This window comes from Streptomyces sp. NPDC002795, from assembly GCF_042888725.1.
Lineage (GTDB): Bacteria > Actinomycetota > Actinomycetes > Streptomycetales > Streptomycetaceae > Streptomyces.
The window spans coordinates 621,718-638,640 of sequence record NZ_JBIAQB010000003.1 but is presented as its reverse complement, the minus strand read 5'-3'; the positions used below and the strand labels follow the sequence as shown (position 1 = coordinate 638,640).

Here is a 16,923-nt window from a genome sequence, read left to right as displayed (position 1 = left end):
GCGCTGTGCTGCGAACGGGAGGACGAACAGTGCGAAGGCGGATGCGGAAGGGGCCCCGCGTGGGCCCCTTCCTGGTTTCCTGTCATCCGCCGACGAGCGCCCTCAGGGACACGTAGAAGAGTGAGGGGCACAGGAGGCAGCCGACGCCCGTGTAGAACGTCGCCGTCATCGCCCCGTACGGGACGAGCCGCTTGTCGGTGGCCGCGAGGCCGCCGGCGACACCGGACGTGGTGCCGAGCAGGCCGCCGAAGGCCATCGCCGACTTGGCGTTGTTCAGGCCGATCAGGCGCGCGGCCAGCGGCGTACCCACCATCACCACCACGGACTTGACCAGGCCGGCCGCGACCGACAGCGCGATCACGTCCGAGCTCGCGCCCACCGCGGTGCCCGTGACGGGACCCACGATGTACGTGGCCGCGCCCGCGCCGATGGTCGCGAGCGAGGCCGCGTCCCGGTAGCCGAACAGCGCGGCGATGAGCGCACCGGCGACGAAGGAGACGACGACGCCCAGCAGGATCGACAGGACGCCGGCGGCCCCCGCCCCCTTGAGCTCCCTCAGGTCCACGCCGTACGCGGTGGAGACGATGGCGAAGTCGCGGAGCATCGCCCCGCCCATCAGGCTCATCCCGGAGAGCGCGGCGATGTCGGCGATCCCCGCGTCTCCCCCGGTCGCCGAGCCGCCCCAGTAGGCGAGCGCGAGGCCGAGCACGATGGCGATGGCGGAGCCCTGCAGCCGCCCTCGGGTCAGCTTCTTGGACAGCCATGCCGAGACCAGCATGAGCGTGCCGACGAGTGCGAAGGCGACTATGAGGCCGTTGTCCTTGCAGACGGAGACGAACGTATCCATGTCAGACCGCCTGCTTCTCGGTGGCGGACTCCGCCTCGGTATTGGCCTCGGTCAGCGGCGGGAGCGGTTCCCCGCGCCCGCCGATCCGCGCGATCACCGGCACCAGGGCGAACCCCGCGACGAGCGCGACGAGTCCGGCCAGCAGGGCCATCGGGCCGCCCGTGACCGCCTTGTAGACGTTCTGCGTCGACGCCATCGCGATGACGATCGGGATGTACATCGCGCTCCAGAAGAGCACGCCCTGTTCGCTCGCCTCGGGGAACTTCCCCTTCTGGCGCAGCCAGTGGGTCGCGAACACGAGCATGATCATGGCGAAGCCGACGCCGCCGACATTGGCGTCGACGCCGAGCGCCTCGCCCAGGTATTCACCGACGAGCGTGCCCGTGAGCATGCACACCGCCAGCGCTGCCACTCCATAGAGGACCATCGTCTTCTCCACATTGAGAGACCGGGAAAAAGTGAGCGAGAAGGAAGGTCAGGCGGTCGCGAACAAGTCGGCGTACCGCTTGCGGAGTTCGGCCTTCTGGACCTTGCCCATGACGTTGCGGGGCAGCGACTCCACGACGCGTACGGCGCGCGGGTGCTTGAAGCGGGCGAGGTCGGCGGAGATGGAGTCGATGAGTTCCCGCTCGTTCGGCTCCTGGCCCGGCGCGGCGACGACGACGGCGACGGCCGTCTCGCCGAAGTCCGGGTGCGGGACGCCGATCACGGCCGATTCGAGGACCGCGGGGTGGGCGTCGAGGAGCGTCTCGATCTCCTTGGGGTAGACGTTGTAGCCGCCCGAGATGATCAGGTCCTTGCCGCGCCCGGAGATGCAGAGGTAGCCGTCCTCGTCGATGAGGCCGAGGTCACCGGTGATGAAGAAGCCGTCCTCGCGGAACTCGGCGGCGGTCTTCTCGGGCATCTGCCAGTAGCCGGCGAAGACGTTCGGGCCGCGGACCTCGACGCTGCCGACCTCTCCGTCGGGCAGCGGCTTTCCGGTCTCGGCGTCCACCACGCGGATCTCCGTGCCGGGCAGCGCCTTGCCGACGGTGCCGGGCTTGCGGGGCCCGCCCTCGTACGGGTTGGTGGTGTTCATGCCGGTCTCGGTCATCCCGTAGCGCTCCAGGATGGCCTGGCCCGTGCGGGCCTCGAACGCCTCGTGGTCGCTGGCGAGCAGCGGCGCCGAGCCGGAGACGAACAGACGCATGGAGGCACACGTCTTGGGGGTGACCTTCTCGTGCTTGAGCAGGCGCGTGTAGAAGGTGGGCACACCCATGAGCACGGTGGCGCGCGGCAGCAGTTCCGCGATCGCGTCGGCGTCGAACTTCGGCAGGTAGAACATGGAGGCGCCCGAGGCGAGCACCATGTTGGCGGCGACGAAGAGGCCGTGGACGTGGAAGATCGGCAGGGCGTGGATCAGCCGGTCATCGGACGTGAACTGCCAGGCGCCGAGCAGGGCTTCGCAGTTGGAGGCGAGGTTCTCGTGCGTGAGGATCGCGCCCTTGGAGCGGCCGGTGGTGCCGGAGGTGTAGAGGATGGCCGCCGGGTCGCCCGCCGCCGCTTCGTGTACGTCGTCGTGGTGGGCGTCGCCTTCGAGGAGGCTGCCGTCGCCCGCGGTACCCAGGGTCTCGACGACGAGGTCCGGGCCCTCGCGGTGAGCGTGGTCGGCGCGGCGCTGCGGCGGGCAGACGAGGACGCGCGGCTCGGCGTCGCCGATGAAGTAGTCGATCTCGGCGCCGGTGTAGGCGGTGTTGAGCGGCAGGAACACACCACCGATCTGCAACGTCGCCAGGTAGAGGGCGATGGCCTCGACCGACTTGTCGACCTGCATGGCGACGCGGTCGCCGGGGGTGACACCGTCGGCGACGAGACGCGCGGCGATGCGTCGCACGGTCTCCGCGGTCTCGCGGTAGGTCACGGACCGCCCGTCGGGCAGCTCGAAGAGCGCCTTGTCCGGGCGGAGTTCCGCCTGCTCGACGAAGGACCGGTGAATGGTCCGGAAGGGTGGTGCGGTCGAGGGGCTCGGCTGCGTGCTCATCGGGGGTGGTTCCTTTCTTCTTGCCTACCGAGGGCGGGTGGTACGGGGGCTGGTCGTTCAGGGTCTGGCCTGACGCGGGCTCGCCGTACGCGGTCTGGCCGTTCGGGGGCCGGTCCTGCGGGGGCTGGCTTGACGAGGTCCGGTCTCACGTGGTCTGGGGCCTCGGGGTCCGGTCCTGCGGGGCCCGGCCTGACGCGGTCCGGCCCTGCGCGGCCCAGACTGACGCGGTCCGGGCCCTCGGGGGCGGGTCCTGCGGGGGCCGGGCTCACGGAGTCCGGCCTGGTGAGGGCTCGTGCTGCGGGGCACCGTTCGGTGGGGAGTCTTGTTTGAGAGGGCCGCCGACCGCGACTGCTCCGCGGCGCACGAAGTCCTCGTGGCGGCGCTCCAACTGATCCGGTTCGTAGCGGTAGTTGATCATCGCGCCGTACGACTGGCGCCAGGCCTCGGGCGAGGCGTTGGCGGGCCAGTCGAGCTGCCAGGCGGCGGCGCCGTTCCCGAGGTGGAAGCGGGCGACGGGGTCGAGGGGGCGGCCGTCGGGGCGCCGTTCGGCGGTGATGTAGCGGGCGAGGACCGGGAGGAGGCGGGGGCGGATGCTTTCGGCGTTGTCGACCGCGCCCGAGTTGCTCAACTCCGTTACCAGGGAGGCGAGTTCGGGTTCGACCTCCGCCCGCCCCTCCAGCCACGCCCTGAAGCCTGGGATCGGTGACAGCGTCGCGAACTGCGTCAGGTGCGGGAGCTGTTCGCCGACCTGCTCGATGACCTGCTTGATGAGGAAGCTGCCGAAGGAGACGCCGGCGAGGCCGTCGAGCGCGTTGTTGATGGAGTAGAGCGCCGCCGTGTCCGCGTGCGCGGGGCTGAGCGCGGGTCCGGGGTCGAGCAGCGGGGCGATGCTGTCGGGCAGCCCGCCGACGAGGGCGACCTCTACGAAGATCAGCGGTACGTCGCCGGTGGCCGGGTGGAAGAAGGCGTAGACGCGGCGGTCCTCGGGCTCGATGCGGCGCCGCAGTTCGGCCTCGGACGCCATCGGGTGCACCTTCTCGCCGCGCAGCAGATGCCGGTGCAGCGCGGGCGGCGAGTCCACGGTGACCTCCTCCATGCGCAGGAAACCGCGGTTGAACCAGGACGTGAGCAGATGGTGGAAGTCGTGGTCCAGGGGCCGCAGTTCGGGGTGGGCGGGCAGCAGGCGGCGCAGGTCGGCGCGCATGTGGACCAGGGCGAGGGTGGCGTCGGGCGCGTGGTTCATGCGGCGCAGGAGCTGCTGGCGGGCCGGTTCGACGACGTCGAAGAGCCGGACGAGCTCCACCTCTCCCTGGGAGCCGGTGGCGCGGGCCTCTTCCCAGCGGCGGTAGGCGGCGCGGACCTGGTCGGCGTCGGCGTCGTAGGTCCGGGTGATGTGGGTGAAGAAGGTGGTCCTGCCGGCGTCGTCGAGCGCGTCGTACGCGGCGAGGGCGCGGGCCGCGACGGCGCGCGTGGAGGCCTCGCCGACGTCGCTCATCAGGACTTCGCAGGCGACGAGCAGCTGATCGAGCGGGGTGTCGGTCTCCGGGTGGCCGCCGCGCCGCTCCCCCAGAGCCCGGTACAGGTCGGTCAGCAGCCAGCTGTCGTGCCGATCCTCACGCCGTTCCATCTGCGCCCCTCCCCACGTCTGGCTCCGACGCTTGATATGCATCGTGGGCCGTGATGTATATAACAACCGCACCGTAGATCACAGGAAGGGCCGACGCCACCCCCTGAGCAGGCGGATAATCTGGGCGAGCGGAGGGCGAGCGGAGGAGGTGGAGATGGCTCGAGTCCCTGAGGCCAGGCGCGTGCGCGACGCCTTGGAGAACGCAGTCGTGGACGGCCGGTACCGGCCGGGCGAACGCCTTGACCCGGCGGAGCTGGAGCGCGAGTTCGGCTGCTCGCGCACGCCGGTGCGCGAGGCGTTGCAGGCCCTTGAACGGTCGGGCCTGGTGCAGATCCGCCCGAAGCAGGGGACGTACGTCACCGAGCTGAGCGTGTCCGAGCTGGCCGAGCGCTTCGAGGTCATGGCGGAGCTGGAGGGGATGGCGGCACGGCTCTCGGCGCGCCGCATAGAGCGGGAGGCGCTCGCCGAGCTGGAGGACGCGCTGCGGGAGTGCGAGCAGCATGCGCTCGCGGGCGACGCCGACCCCTACTACTACGCCAACGCCCGCTTCCACGCCATCGTCTACGACTCGTGCGGCAACGAGTATCTGCGCCAGCAGGCCCACGCGCTCAAGCGGGCCCTCCAGCCGTACCGGCGGCTGCAGTTGAGGGTGCCGGACCGGATGCGGCGTTCCCTCGCCGAGCATCGGGCGATCGCCGACGCGGTTGCCGCGGGGGCGGCGGACCGGGCGGAGGAGGCTGCGCGTGAGCATGTCCTGGTGCAGGTGAAGGAGTTCAGTCAGCTGGTGCGGACGTGGCGGCATGTGACGGAGCCGGCGGCGGGGTGACCGGTCGGTTGCGGCACGCGTTGCCTACGCCGCGGGGCTCTGCCCCGGACCCCGCTGCTCAATCGCCGCAGGGGCTTGATTGACCGGCACCGATCCCACACCGCAAGCACGCCGCAAGGGCTTAAGTGGTCCCGATCAGCGCCCGCGCCCGCCGCGCCAAGCCGTCCGCACCGCACGTCTCCGCGAGGGTCAGGGCGCGGCGGGCCTGGTCGGGGTCGGTCGTGGTTTCGGCCAGGTCGAGGCGGGCCGCCGCCTCCTCGTACGCGGCCGGGGAGTCGGCGAGCTTGCGTACCGCCTCCGTGAGCAGGGCGCGCGCCCGCTCCGGTGGCGCCGACGCGGCCGCGCGACGCAGGGACTCACCGACGGCGCTGCGGGTGCCGAGCACGCCCGCCCAGTGGCGCGCGTCGGCGAGCAGCGTGGCGGCGCGTTCCGGGTCCTCATCGGCGATCAGGTCCGCGAGGTCGTAGGACCAGGGCGCCCACTGCACGTTGTAGCGGCCTCGTATCGTCGTCGAGGCGGCCGTGCTCTCGAGTTCGGCTCTGGCCTCCTTGGTGCGGCCGAGTGCGAGCAGCAGGCGGCCGCGCACCGAGCGGGCGTCGGGGAGGATCAGCGCGTCCGGGTAGGGCGCGCGGAAGCCGTGGTCGTCGGCGAGCCGGTGGGCCTCGTCGACGTGGCCGCGGGCGAGCAGGGTGTCGATCAGCAGGCAGAGCGCGTCCCACTGGACGGTGGCCCCTTCGCCGACGCGTTCGGCGAGACGCAGCCCTTCGCGCAGGTACGCCTCGGCCTCCACGAGGCGGCCGCGCCTGCGCTCGACGGCTCCGCACAGGATGTGCGCGAAGGCCAGGTGGGCGCCGCTCCAGCCGCCGAGCTCGAAGGTGCGCAGCGCTTCGGTGAACAGGCCCTCCGCGTCGTGCAGCCGGTCGATGTAGGCGAGCGTGATGCCGAGCAGGGCGGGGATCTCGAAGCCCCATTCGGTGTCGGTCCAGCCGAGCCCGGGCGCGAGCCGTCCTTCGACGAGGACGCGGTCGCACAGGTCCGCCACGTGGTCGGCGGGCTCGCCGCGCAGCATCGCGTCGAAGGCGCGCAGGGTCAGCAGGGCGCGCTCGGCGTTGTCGGCGCCGGGCAGCGCGTCGGCGAGCAGGACCAGCTGCTCGGACCGCGCGGGCCCGTCGTCCTCCTCGGCGAGGAACGACTCGTACATGAACCGGGCGGCCAGCAGCCGCAGTTGCTGGGTGCCGGCCGGGGTGACGGCGGCGCTGTCGGCGACGCAGCGCGCTGCGTCCCGCATCTGGTTTCCGTGGGCGAGGGCCTGGGCGAGGCGCAGGGTGGCGTCGATGCGCAACTGCTCTGTGAGGCCGGGCAGTTCGAGGGCGGCGCGCAGGTGCTTGACGGTGATGGCGGGCGAGGAGAGCAGGCAGGCGCAGCCGAGTTCGTAGAGCACCTGGGCGCGGTCGACGACGGACGGCGGTTCGCGCAGGGCGCGCTCCAGGCAGCGGCGGGCCGCTTCGGGCGCGCCGACGGCGAGGTGTTCGGCGGCGGCCTCGCGCAGCAGGCGGACCGCCTCGTGGTCGTCGTCTGGGTGCACCTCCAGGAGGTGCCGGGAGATCGCGGCGGGTCCGTGGCCGCGCCGGGTCAGCGTCCAGGCTGCCTGGCCGTGCAGGGCGGTGCGGGTGGCGGGCGGGACGCTGCGGTAGACGGCGGTGCCGACGAGGGGGTGCTGGAAGTCGAGCGCCTCGGAAGGGTCGAGGACCTCTCCGAACGCGGGCGGGCGGGGGCCGCCCGGTCCCGCGTCGGGCGCCAGGATGCGGGCCTCGCGCAGCAGTTCCACGCACCGGGTGGCCCGCTCCGGCGCCAGGCCCGCGAGGCCGGCCGCCGCGGCGAACGTGATGTCGGTGCCGAGGACGGCGGCGGCCCACGCCAACCGGTTGCAGTCCGCGTCGAGTTCGCCGAGCCGGGCCACGATGCCGCCGCCGCGCGCCGTGGTGCCGAAGGCGCGCAGCACCGGGGCGGCGTCCTGCGTCGGGGCGAGGCCGCGGGCGCTGCACTTGGCGAGCAGTTCCACGGCTTCGTACGGGTTTCCGGTGGTCACCGCCCACACCTCGCGGCAGAACACGTCGTCGGCCGTGTCGCCGAGCACGCCCCGCACCAGGTCGCCGGTGGCTTCCTGGGTGAGCGACTGGAGGGTGACGTGCAGGCGGGCGGCGCGGGCGAGCGCGGCGAGGTCGCCCGCGGCCTCGCGCGAGGTGTCCGCGAGTTCTTCGGGGCGGTGCGCGACGACGAGCAGGACCGGCAGTGCGGCGAGGCGCGGCGCCAGGGAGGCGAGCCACGTGAGGCTCTCGCCGTCCGCCCAGTGGGCGTCATCGGCGAGCAGGACGAGGGGCTCGGGGCCGTCCTGGGCGGCGATCCGCTCGCGGGCCAGTTCGGCGAGGAGCGTGTCGAGCGCGTCGCGGACGCCTTGCGGGTCGGCGGGGCGGGCGCCGGGCGCGCTGAGACCGAGGGCGGGCCCCGCGACGTCGAGGGCGGGACGGGACGCGGCCCGTGGCACGGCCGAGCCGAGCGCGGGGCCGAGCAGGTGGCGCACCAGGTGGAAGGGCTGATGCGTGGTGGCCTCGCCGGACCGCGCCGCGTACACGGTGCAGCGGGTGCGGGCGGCGTCCGCGATCCGGGTGAGCACCGCCGTCTTCCCGACGCCCGCCTCACCCCGGTAGACGACGACCCCGCCGGTGCGCCGCGAACCGCACAGCGCGTCCAACGCCCTTGTCGCCGCGGCCATTTCGAGGTCACGCTCAAGGAGACGGGGTCCTGGAGGTGTGGCATCCATACCGGTCCCTGGGGGTCGTCATACAGGGGCCGCGGTACGTACCCGTAGCAACGGCCCACGGAATGTGCCCACGGCACGCGTGGGCGTTTTGAACGGACTTCGAGGCTAGTACCGGTGGTGTGCGGCGCGGGAGCGGTTCGACCGAGATTCCTCCTCGCCGTGATACTCGGTTGGGCTCCCGGCCCTTCCATCAGAGGATTGAGCACGTGACGGAGACGACGGACACGGCGGGCATGAAGGCGTTCCACGACGCGGTCACGGAGTGGGCCGCGGGCGGCTCCGGTGAGCCGGCGCGCGAGTTGGCCGTGCGCCTTCGCATCCGTAGCGCCGTACTCCTCGAAGGGCTCAGCGATGCCGCGGCGGTCGACGCGCTCGCCGAGCGGCGCGGGCGGGACCTCGCGGCCGAGGGCGTGTGCGTCGTGTCCATGGGTGGCGCCATGAATGTGGGGCGGTACGCACGGCTGCTCGGGCCCGCGGGGCTCGGGCTGCGGCTCAGCGGGCTGTGCGACGAGCGCGAGCGGCGGTTCTACGACCGGGCCCTGGAGCGGGGCGGCGACACCGTCTTCGTGTGTGTCGCGGACCTGGAGGACGAGTTCATCCGCGCGCTCGGTGTCGCACGGGTGGAGGAGCTCGTCCGGGAAGCCGGCGAGTGGCATCCCTGGCAGACCTTCGCCCGCCAGCCCGCCCAGCAGGACAGGACGGCGCACCGTCGGCTGTGGCGGTTCCTCGGCACCAAGGCGGGCCGCAAGATCCGTTACGGGCGGCTGTTGACCGAGGCGGCCTGTGACGCCGGGTGCGTGCCCGCGCCTCTTGAGGAGCTGGTCGCGCGGCTGTAGGCAGGGGCACCGCGACGTTCTCGGCAGGTGCGCCGGGCGGTCTCGGCCCGGTGGCCGGAAGCTATCTTGGCCGCATGCAGTCCTACACAATCGGCCAGGCCGCACGGCTGCTCGGCGTCAGCCCCGACACCGCGCGGCGGTGGGCGGACGCCGGGCGGATCGTCACACACCGCGACGAGAGCGGGCGCCGGGTCGTCCAGGGCAAGGATCTCGCCGCGTTCTCCGTGGAGTTGGCCGCGGGCGACGACGCCGACGACCACCCCTCGTACACCTCGGTGCGCAACGCCTTCCCCGGGATCGTCACCGCCGTGAAGCTCGGCGACGTCGCCGCCCAGGTGGAGATCCAGGCGGGGCCGCACCGGCTGGTCTCGCTGCTCACGCGGGAGGCGGTGGAGGAGCTCGGCCTGGAGGTCGGCATGGAGGCCACGGCCCGCGTGAAGTCGACGAATGTCCATATCGACCGCACGTGAGCGCCGCTCCAAACAACCCCCTTGCTTGTACGTACGAACGCACATGCGCACCCACACAGTCCACCTGCCGGGATCATGCGAACCCACAGGGGACTTCCCCCTTGCAGATGCGGCAGTATGGTCGCCGTAAGCGATCCAGGACACAGCAGGGGAGCCGAACCGTGACAACCCGTTCCGCACGCAGGACCACGACCCGCCGCATGCTCCAGGTGACCGGCGTCGGGGCGGCGGCGGTGCTGACGCTGAGCGCCTGCGGATCGTCCGGCGACGCGGAGTCCGCCGGCTCCTCGTCCAGTGGCAAGAAGCTGTCCGGGACGGTGAACGTGTTCGCCGCCGCCTCTCTCAAGGAGAGCTTCGAGAAGCTGGGCAAGCAGTTCGAGAAGGCACACCCCGGCACCGAGGTCACCTTCAACTTCGGCGGCAGCGACAGCCTCGCCGCGGGCATCACCGGCGGCGCCCCGGCCGATGTGTTCGCGGCCGCCAGCCCCAAGACGATGAAGACGGTGACCGACGCCGGTGACGCCGACGGCGGTCCGAGCACCTTCGTCCGCAACCAGCTGGAGATCGCCACCCTCCCCGGCAACCCGCACAAGGTGTCGTCCCTGAAGGACCTCACGAAGCCCGGCCAGAAGGTCGTGCTGTGCGCGAAGGAGGTGCCGTGCGGCGCCGCCGCGCAGACGGCGCTCACCGCGAGCAAGCTGAAGCTCACCCCCGTCTCGTACGAGCAGGACGTCAAGAGCGCCCTGACGAAGGTGGAGCTGAAGGAGGCGGACGCGGCGGTCGTGTACAAGACTGATGTGCACGCGGCTGGTGACAAGGTGGAGGGCGTGGAGTTCCCCGAGTCCAAGGACGCCATCAACGACTACCCGATCGCCCCGCTGAAGAAGGCGCCCAACGCCGAGGCGGGCAAGGCGTTCATCGAGCTGGTCAAGTCCGCCGACGGGCAGAAGGCGCTGACCGACGCCGGGTTCCTGAAGCCGTGACCGTAGCGGCGAAGGAGACTGTGGAGGGCGGGTCGCGGCGGCGCCGTGGCCGCGTCCCTCCGCTGCCGCTGCTCGTGCCCGCGCTCGTGGGCCTGGCGTTCCTCGTGGTGCCGCTGATCGCGCTGCTCGTACGGGCCCCGTGGGCGCAGCTGCCCGAGCAGCTGACCAGTCCCGAGGTGTGGCAGGCGCTCCAACTGTCGCTGGTGTGCGCCACGTTGGCGACGCTGGTGAGCCTGGTGCTCGGGGTGCCGCTGGCGTGGCTGCTCGCGCGCACGGAGTTCCCGGGGCGCGGTCTCGTACGGGCGCTTGTGACGCTGCCGCTGGTGCTGCCGCCCGTGGTGGGCGGCGTGGCGCTGCTCACGGCGCTCGGCAGGAACGGTGTCGTCGGGCAGTACCTGGATTCCTGGTTCGGGATCACGCTGCCGTTCACCACGACCGGTGTCGTGATCGCGGAGGCGTTCGTGGCGATGCCGTTCCTCGTGATCAGCGTCGAGGGCACGCTGCGGGCGGCCGACCCGCGCTACGAGGAGGCGGCCACGACGCTCGGCGCCTCCCGGTTCACCGCGTTCCGGCGGGTGACGCTGCCGCTGATCGCGCCCGGTATCGCCGCGGGCGCGGTGCTCGCGTGGGCGCGGGCGCTGGGCGAGTTCGGCGCGACGATCACCTTCGCGGGCAACTTTCCCGGCCGTACCCAGACCATGCCGCTCGCCGTCTACCTCGCCATGCAGAGCGACCCGGCGGCGGCGATCTCCCTCAGCCTGGTGCTGCTGGCCGTGTCGATCACGGTCCTCGCAGGCCTGCGTGACCGCTGGATGACCGCGTCATGACCGACCTTCAGAAGACGTTGGCGCCCGAGGATGCGGCGGGGGCCGGTCTCGACGCGCGGCTCGTCGTGGACCGCGGCGACTTCCGGCTCGATGTGGCGCTGACCGCGAACCCCGGCGACGTCGTCGCGCTGCTCGGCCCGAACGGGGCCGGGAAGACGACCGCACTGCGCGCGCTGGCAGGGCTGACACCGCTCGACGGCGGACATCTCCGGCTCGACGGCACGTCCCTCGATGGCACGCCGCCGGAGTCGCGCCCGGTGGGTGTGGTGTTCCAGGACTACCTCCTCTTCCCGCACCTGACCGCCCTCGACAATGTGGCGTTCGGGCCGCGCTGCCAGGGCGCCACGAAGGCCGAGGCCCGTACGCAGGCGCAGGCCTGGCTCGACCGGATGGGGCTCGTGGAGCACGCCGGGGCGAAGCCGCGCCGGCTGTCCGGCGGCCAGGCCCAGCGCGTCGCGCTCGCCCGCGCGCTCGCCACGCGGCCGCGGCTGCTGCTCCTCGACGAGCCCCTTGCCGCGCTCGACGCCCGCACACGCCTGGACGTACGGGCCCAACTCCGCCACCACCTGGCCGAGTTCGAGGCCGTCGCGGTCCTGGTCACTCATGATCCGCTGGACGCGATGGTGCTCGCCGACCGGCTCGTCGTCATCGAGCACGGCCACGTCGTCCAGGAGGGCGCGCCGTCGGACGTCGCGCGCCGCCCGCGCACGGACTACATCGCCCAGCTCGTGGGGCTGAACCTGTACCGGGGCAACGCCGATGGACACACCGTCCACATCGCGGACGACGGTCCCGCGATCACGACCACGGAGGACCTGACCGGGCCGGTCTTCGTGGCGTTCCCGCCGAGCGCGGTGACGCTGCACCGCGAGCGCCCCACCGGTTCCAGCGCGCGCAACCTGTGGCGCTGCGAGGTGAGCGGCATGGAGACGCACGGGGATCAGATCCGCGCGGCCCTCTCCGGCGAGCTTCCGCTGGCCGCGGATCTCACGACGGTGGCGGCGGCGGAGCTGGGGCTGCACCCCGGCGTCGCGGTGTGGGCGACGGTGAAGGCGACGCAGACGCATGCGTATCCGGCGTGAGCCATTTCAAGCCCCTCCGGCGATTGAGGAGCCCCCGGAGGGCGGCGCCGTGCGCATCAGCCTGACGGGGTTGAGCCCCGGGGCTCTGCCCCGGACCCCGCTGGCTCTCGTCCCAGAGCGGGGCTTGGCATGCCCGACCGCCATGTGAGACGCGCGTTCACGTAACCCGGGGCGGAGCCTAAGGTGGCGCACATGTTCGGACCCGCTCGGCACCTGGCTCTCGCGCTCTTCGCGGCCACGTCGTGGAGTGTCGACGACGCGCTCTGTCGTCGCTGACGCTCCTCCCCCGCGCCCGAGCGTTTCCCACTCCACCTGCCGGAGATCTGCCGTGACCACCGCTCCCCCCGTCGGGGCGCCGCCGCGCGCCGCCCTGCTCACCCCGTCCCCCACCTCCTCGCCCGCCCCGGTCGCCGAGGCCGCGCCGCCCACCCGGTGGCGGCCGCTCGTCGGCGCCGGGGTCATCGGCGCGGTCCTCGACGCCTACGTGTTCGTGGAGCACGGCGCCAAGCCGGGTGTCCTGTTGCTCCTGGGCATCGGGCTCGGAATCGCCCTGTTCCACTCGCGGTTCGGGTTCACCTCCGCCTGGCGGCAGCTCGTGGCCGTCGGCAACGGCACCGGGCTGCGGGCGCACACCCTGCTGCTCGGTACCACGGCGACGCTCTTCGCCCTGATCATCGGCACCGGCACCGGGCTGTTCGGTTCGGTGCCCGCGCCCAGTGCGGGACCGATCGGCATCGGCCTCATCGTGGGCTCGTTCGTCTTCGCCATCGGCATGCAGCTCGGTGGCGCCTGCGCGTCGGGCACCCTGTTCGCGGTCGGCTCGGGACAGACCTCGATCGTCCTCACCCTCTTCGGGTTCATCGTCGGTTCGACCCTCGCCGCCTGGCAGTTCGGGCTCTGGGGCGACCTGCCGGCGCTCGACCCGTACCTGCTGTCCGATCACGTCGGCTGGCTCGGCTCCTGGGCGATCACCATCGTCGCGCTCGCCGCGATCTGGTTCATCGCGCGTGCCGTGCAGGCCCGCCGCAATCCCCCGCCGGTCGGCGCCCCGCCGTCGGCGAAGGGCGCGCTGCTCCGTACGGTCCGCGGCTCCTGGCCGCTGGCGGCGGGCGCCGTGGTGCTCGCGGTGCTCGGCGCGGGTGTGCTGCTGGTGTCCGGCGGCGCGTGGGGCGTGACGAGCGCGTTCTCACTGTGGGGCTCGAAGGTGGTGGGCGCGCTCGGCGGGTCCCCCGAGACGTGGGCGTTCTGGCAGCAGCCCGGCAGCGCCGAGCAGTTGGCGGGCCCGGTGCTCGCGGACAAGACGAGCCTCACGGACATCGGCATCATGGTCGGCGCCGCGGTCGCCGCCGCGGCGGGCGGTGTGTGGAAGCTGCACCGCGGGATCCCGGCCCGTACGGCGGTCGCCGCGGTCCTCGGCGGCGTCCTGATGGGGATCGGCGCGCGTCTCGCGGGCGGCTGCAACATCGGCGCGTACCTCGCGGGCATCGTCTCCGGTTCGCTGCACGGCTGGATCTGGGGAGCCGTCGCCATCCTCGGTACGTGGGCTGGCCTGCGCCTGCGCCCGCTGTTCGGGCTCGGCAACCCGAAGCCGTCGGACAGCGTCTGCTGACTCCGTAGGACACCAGAGACAAGAGCGGGTCCGTCAGCGCGCCATCAGCGCGAAGACCCCCCAGCCGAGATATTCGCGCTGGTAGCGCGTGTAGCGGACGGGCTCGGTGATGAGCTCGGCCCGTACCTCGGCGGCCAGTTCGTCCTCGGGGTTCTTGTCGAGCCAGCGGCGGAGGTTGAGCCACTGCGCCGCCTGGTACCGGTCCCAGCTGTCCTGGTCGGCCAGCACCATTTCCACGACGTCGTACCCGAGGTCGCCGAAACTCTCGATCAGCTCCGGCAGCAGCAGGAAGTCGTCCTTGCCGGTGGCGTGGCAGGCCTTGGCGGTCTCCTCATCCGGCACCTCCCGGCGCCAGTACGGCTCGCCGATCAGCATCAGGCCGCCGGGGCGCAGGCTCCTGGCGAGGAGGTCCGCGGTGCCGGCCACGCCGTTCCCGATCCAGGTGGCGCCGATGCACGCGGCGAGATCGACCGGCTCGTCCGCGACGTACCCGCTGGCGTCACCGTGGACGAAGGAGATCCGGTCGGCGACACCGAGTTCGGCGGCGCGGGCGCGGGCCCCCTCGGTGAACACCGTGCTGATGTCCACTCCGGTTCCGGTGACGTGATGGTCGCGGGCCCAGGTGCACAGCATCTCGCCCGAACCGCTGGCGAGGTCGAGCACGCGAGTGCCGGGCGGCAGGTGCAGCGCCCGGCCCAGGGCGGCGAGCTTGCCCGGGGTGAACGGGTTGTGGATGCGGTGGTTACTTTCGCGGATGGTGAAGATGCGTGGCAGATCCACGAGGGGTGTTCCTTACGTTCGACGGGGGGTCGCGAACCCGGCCAACCTAGGCCGTCCGGTCCCGCGCCTCCACCGATTTACGCGCCCGCTCCCTCGCCGAGCAGCCCCTCCAGCGCCGCCACCGCATGCTCGCGGTGTCCGTCGAGCAGTCGCACGGCGTCCTCCGTGCGCCCCTCGCGCAGCGCGTCGAGGACGGCACGGTGTTCGACGAGGACGTGCTCGCGGCTGATCGAGTCCGCGTAGTAGAGGGAGCGGTAGGCGTCGGTGGCGTCCCACAGGGTCGCGATGAGGCGCACCAGGCGGTGCATGCCGGACGCCTCGAAGAGGACGAAGTGGAATCTGCGGTTGGCGGCCGCCATCGCCGCGACGTCCGCCGCGGCGGCCTGCGCCTCCACCTCCTCCTGGGCCTCTTCCAGGGCGTCGAGGACCGCGCCGTCGCCGCGCGTCGCCGCGCGTACGGCCTCGGCCTCCAGGAGCTCCCGGATGCGGTACACCTCGCGCAGCTCGGCCAAGGACAGCTCGGCCACGAAGTAGCCGCGGTGCGCGTGGTGGACGACGAGGGACTCGCCCTCCAGCGTCTTGAGCGCCTCGCGCAGCGGCACCCGGCTCACGCCGAGCTGCTCGGCGAGGGCGTCCTGCCGGATCGGCATGCCCGGCTTGATCTCCCCGCTGGTGATGGCGCGGCGCAGCTCTTCAAGGACGAACTGCTGCGCCGTGGGGGGCCGCCGCCTGCTCGCGGGCGTGGTCATGGCGGCTCCTCTTCCTCTCTGCCGGGCGTCGGCAGCACGTGGTGAACGGCGCCCATCCTACGGAGCGCCACCGACATCGCCCGCCTCACCTGCGGCGGAAGTACCCGAAAGCCCCAGCTCGGCGAGGATCTGCTCGGTGTGCTCCCCGAGCCGCGGCGGCGCCGTGACGTACGCGGCGGGCGCGGCGCTGAGCCGGATGGGATGGGCGACCTGGGCGGCGGGTGTCTCGCGGTTCGGGTCGTCGATGTGCACACGGGGGGCGAGGCCGAGGCGTTCCGCGAAGGCGAAGGCCTCCCCGAGGTCGTTGATCGGACCGCAGGGCACGCCGACGGCGGTCAGTGTCTCGAACCACTCGTCGGCGCCGCGCTCCTTCAGGCGTGAGGTGAGTTCGGCCAGGAGTTCCTCGCGGTGGGCCACGCGCGCGGTGTTGCTCGCGAAGCGTGGATCGTCGGCGAGCGCGGGGACCCCCAACTCGGCGCACAGCGCGCCGAATTGCCGGTCGTTGCCGACGGCGAGCGCCAGCGGCCGGTCCTTGGCGTCGAGGACCTCGTACGGGGCGATGCTCGGGTGCTTGTTGCCCATCGCGCGGGGCACCACTCCCCCGGCGACATGGGCGGAGGCCTGGTTGGTGAGTGCGGAGAGCAGCGAGGTGAGCAGGGAGACCTCGACCTTCTGTCCCTCGCCGGTGGTTTCGCGGTGCCGCAGCGCCGCCATGACTCCGAGGCCCGCGTGCATCCCCGTGATGACGTCGACGAGCGCGACGCCGGCCTTGGTGCCCTGTCCGCCCGGCTCCCCGGTGACGCTCATGAGGCCGCCCATGGCCTGCACCAGCAGGTCGTAGCCGGGCAGCGCGGCACCCTCGGCGGTGCCGAATCCGGTGACCGAGCAGTACACGAGGCCGGGGTTGAGCGCGCTCAACTCCTCGTAGCCGAGGCCGAGTCTGTCCATGGTGCCGGGCCGGAAGTTCTCGACGAGGACGTCGGCGCGCGCGGCGATGGCGCGGGCCGCCGCGCGTCCGGACTCCTCGGCCAGGTCGAGGGCGACGGAGCGCTTGTTGCGGTTGACCCCGAGGAAGTAGGTGGCCTCGCCGTCGGCGAACGGCGGCCCCCAGGAGCGGGTCTCGTCGCCGACTCCCGGGCGCTCCACCTTGATGACCTCGGCGCCGAGGTCAGCGAGGAGCATCGTCAGGTACGGGGCCGCGAGGACCCGGCCGAAGTCGGCGACGACGAGCCCTGAAAGGGCTCCCTGGGCGGCGGGCGTTGTGGCCGGCATGCGGCTCTCCTTGTGGAACCTTGGCAAGAGGTGGGCGTGCGGCTACGATCCGAGGACTCGAAGAAGTTGGATCCAAAATCCGATATCCGTATCCGCACCCTAGCGCCACCCCGCGCATCTGTCAGCAGCCAGCCGTCAGTCATCACAGCTAACAGTCAGCAGCCAAGGAGCCCG

Annotated in this window: 15 protein-coding genes; 7 read left to right on the top strand and 8 right to left on the bottom strand. The window is 72.3% G+C overall.

The window, feature by feature from the left end:
• Positions 1 to 82 precede the first annotated feature (82 nt).
• From madM to ACFYWS_RS12295, 4 genes are all read right to left on the bottom strand, one after another.
• A complete protein-coding gene (gene madM, locus ACFYWS_RS12310; protein ID WP_389273528.1) occupies positions 83 to 847 on the bottom strand; it encodes a malonate transporter subunit MadM in 765 nt (254 codons plus the stop codon).
• A gap of 1 nt (position 848) precedes the next feature.
• Positions 849 to 1,274, bottom strand: coding sequence for a malonate transporter subunit MadL (gene madL, locus ACFYWS_RS12305; protein ID WP_389273524.1), 426 nt, complete (start codon positions 1,272 to 1,274; stop codon positions 849 to 851).
• 48 nt (positions 1,275 to 1,322) lie between these two features.
• Positions 1,323 to 2,867, bottom strand: coding sequence for a malonyl-CoA synthase (locus tag ACFYWS_RS12300; protein WP_389273521.1), 1,545 nt, complete (start codon positions 2,865 to 2,867; stop codon positions 1,323 to 1,325).
• Between the two features lie 265 nt (positions 2,868 to 3,132).
• Positions 3,133 to 4,494 (bottom strand): malonyl-CoA decarboxylase domain-containing protein, encoded by a 1,362-nt coding sequence (locus ACFYWS_RS12295; protein WP_389273518.1) that lies wholly within the window; start codon positions 4,492 to 4,494, stop codon positions 3,133 to 3,135.
• Positions 4,495 to 4,648: 154 nt separating this feature from the next.
• Between ACFYWS_RS12295 and ACFYWS_RS12290 the strand changes: the two genes are divergently transcribed.
• Complete coding sequence (locus ACFYWS_RS12290) at positions 4,649 to 5,320, top strand: GntR family transcriptional regulator (protein ID WP_389273515.1); 672 nt, start codon at positions 4,649 to 4,651, stop codon at positions 5,318 to 5,320.
• Positions 5,321 to 5,441: 121 nt separating this feature from the next.
• Here the strand turns inward: ACFYWS_RS12290 and ACFYWS_RS12285 are convergent, their stop codons facing one another.
• The gene (locus ACFYWS_RS12285) at positions 5,442 to 8,141 is read right to left on the bottom strand and encodes an ATP-binding protein (RefSeq protein ID WP_389273512.1); all 2,700 of its coding nucleotides are present in this window, start codon (positions 8,139 to 8,141) and stop codon (positions 5,442 to 5,444) included.
• Between the two features lie 233 nt (positions 8,142 to 8,374).
• On the opposite strand from ACFYWS_RS12285, the gene ACFYWS_RS12280 reads away from it, so the two are divergent.
• From ACFYWS_RS12280 to ACFYWS_RS12255, 6 genes are all read left to right on the top strand, one after another.
• Complete coding sequence (locus ACFYWS_RS12280) at positions 8,375 to 8,977, top strand: TOPRIM nucleotidyl transferase/hydrolase domain-containing protein (RefSeq protein ID WP_389274105.1); 603 nt, start codon at positions 8,375 to 8,377, stop codon at positions 8,975 to 8,977.
• A gap of 74 nt (positions 8,978 to 9,051) precedes the next feature.
• Entirely contained in the window at positions 9,052 to 9,447 is a 396-nt protein-coding gene (locus ACFYWS_RS12275) for a molybdopterin-binding protein (protein ID WP_389273509.1), read from the top strand.
• Between the two features lie 200 nt (positions 9,448 to 9,647).
• A complete protein-coding gene (gene modA, locus ACFYWS_RS12270; protein ID WP_389274102.1) occupies positions 9,648 to 10,430 on the top strand; it encodes a molybdate ABC transporter substrate-binding protein in 783 nt (260 codons plus the stop codon).
• Positions 10,427 to 11,257 (top strand): molybdate ABC transporter permease subunit, encoded by an 831-nt coding sequence (gene modB / locus ACFYWS_RS12265; RefSeq protein WP_389273506.1) that lies wholly within the window; start codon positions 10,427 to 10,429, stop codon positions 11,255 to 11,257. The genes modA and modB overlap by 4 nt, the downstream gene beginning before the upstream one ends.
• On the top strand, positions 11,254 to 12,339 hold the full coding sequence (locus tag ACFYWS_RS12260) for an ABC transporter ATP-binding protein (protein WP_389273503.1): 1,086 nt from the start codon (positions 11,254 to 11,256) through the stop codon (positions 12,337 to 12,339). Before modB ends, ACFYWS_RS12260 begins: the two co-directional genes overlap by 4 nt.
• Before the next feature lie 328 nt (positions 12,340 to 12,667).
• Positions 12,668 to 13,948 carry a YeeE/YedE family protein gene (locus ACFYWS_RS12255; RefSeq protein ID WP_389273501.1) on the top strand — a complete coding sequence of 427 codons (1,281 nt, stop codon included), beginning with the start codon at positions 12,668 to 12,670 and terminating at the stop codon, positions 13,946 to 13,948.
• Between the two features lie 33 nt (positions 13,949 to 13,981).
• On the opposite strand, the gene ACFYWS_RS12250 is transcribed toward ACFYWS_RS12255, so the two are convergent.
• From ACFYWS_RS12250 to ACFYWS_RS12240, 3 genes are all read right to left on the bottom strand, one after another.
• Positions 13,982 to 14,728, bottom strand: a complete 747-nt coding sequence (locus ACFYWS_RS12250) for an SAM-dependent methyltransferase (protein ID WP_389273498.1) — start codon at positions 14,726 to 14,728, stop codon at positions 13,982 to 13,984.
• Positions 14,729 to 14,805: 77 nt separating this feature from the next.
• Positions 14,806 to 15,477, bottom strand: coding sequence for a GntR family transcriptional regulator (locus tag ACFYWS_RS12245; protein WP_389273495.1), 672 nt, complete (start codon positions 15,475 to 15,477; stop codon positions 14,806 to 14,808).
• A 57-nt stretch (positions 15,478 to 15,534) separates the two neighbouring features.
• The gene (locus ACFYWS_RS12240) at positions 15,535 to 16,749 is read right to left on the bottom strand and encodes a CaiB/BaiF CoA transferase family protein (protein ID WP_389273492.1); all 1,215 of its coding nucleotides are present in this window, start codon (positions 16,747 to 16,749) and stop codon (positions 15,535 to 15,537) included.
• Between the last annotated feature and the right edge of the window lie 174 nt (positions 16,750 to 16,923).

Coding starts and splice junctions, on each gene's coding strand:
- madM (WP_389273528.1), bottom strand. CDS start 847: ATGGATACGTTCGTCTCCGTCTGCAAGGACAACGGCCTCATAGTCGCC.
- madL (WP_389273524.1), bottom strand. CDS start 1,274: ATGGTCCTCTATGGAGTGGCAGCGCTGGCGGTGTGCATGCTCACGGGC.
- ACFYWS_RS12300 (WP_389273521.1), bottom strand. CDS start 2,867: ATGAGCACGCAGCCGAGCCCCTCGACCGCACCACCCTTCCGGACCATT.
- ACFYWS_RS12295 (WP_389273518.1), bottom strand. CDS start 4,494: ATGGAACGGCGTGAGGATCGGCACGACAGCTGGCTGCTGACCGACCTG.
- ACFYWS_RS12290 (WP_389273515.1), top strand. CDS start 4,649: ATGGCTCGAGTCCCTGAGGCCAGGCGCGTGCGCGACGCCTTGGAGAAC.
- ACFYWS_RS12285 (WP_389273512.1), bottom strand. CDS start 8,141: ATGGATGCCACACCTCCAGGACCCCGTCTCCTTGAGCGTGACCTCGAA.
- ACFYWS_RS12280 (WP_389274105.1), top strand. CDS start 8,375: ATGAAGGCGTTCCACGACGCGGTCACGGAGTGGGCCGCGGGCGGCTCC.
- ACFYWS_RS12275 (WP_389273509.1), top strand. CDS start 9,052: ATGCAGTCCTACACAATCGGCCAGGCCGCACGGCTGCTCGGCGTCAGC.
- modA (WP_389274102.1), top strand. CDS start 9,648: ATGCTCCAGGTGACCGGCGTCGGGGCGGCGGCGGTGCTGACGCTGAGC.
- ACFYWS_RS12260 (WP_389273503.1), top strand. CDS start 11,254: ATGACCGACCTTCAGAAGACGTTGGCGCCCGAGGATGCGGCGGGGGCC.
- ACFYWS_RS12245 (WP_389273495.1), bottom strand. CDS start 15,477: ATGACCACGCCCGCGAGCAGGCGGCGGCCCCCCACGGCGCAGCAGTTC.
- ACFYWS_RS12240 (WP_389273492.1), bottom strand. CDS start 16,749: ATGCCGGCCACAACGCCCGCCGCCCAGGGAGCCCTTTCAGGGCTCGTC.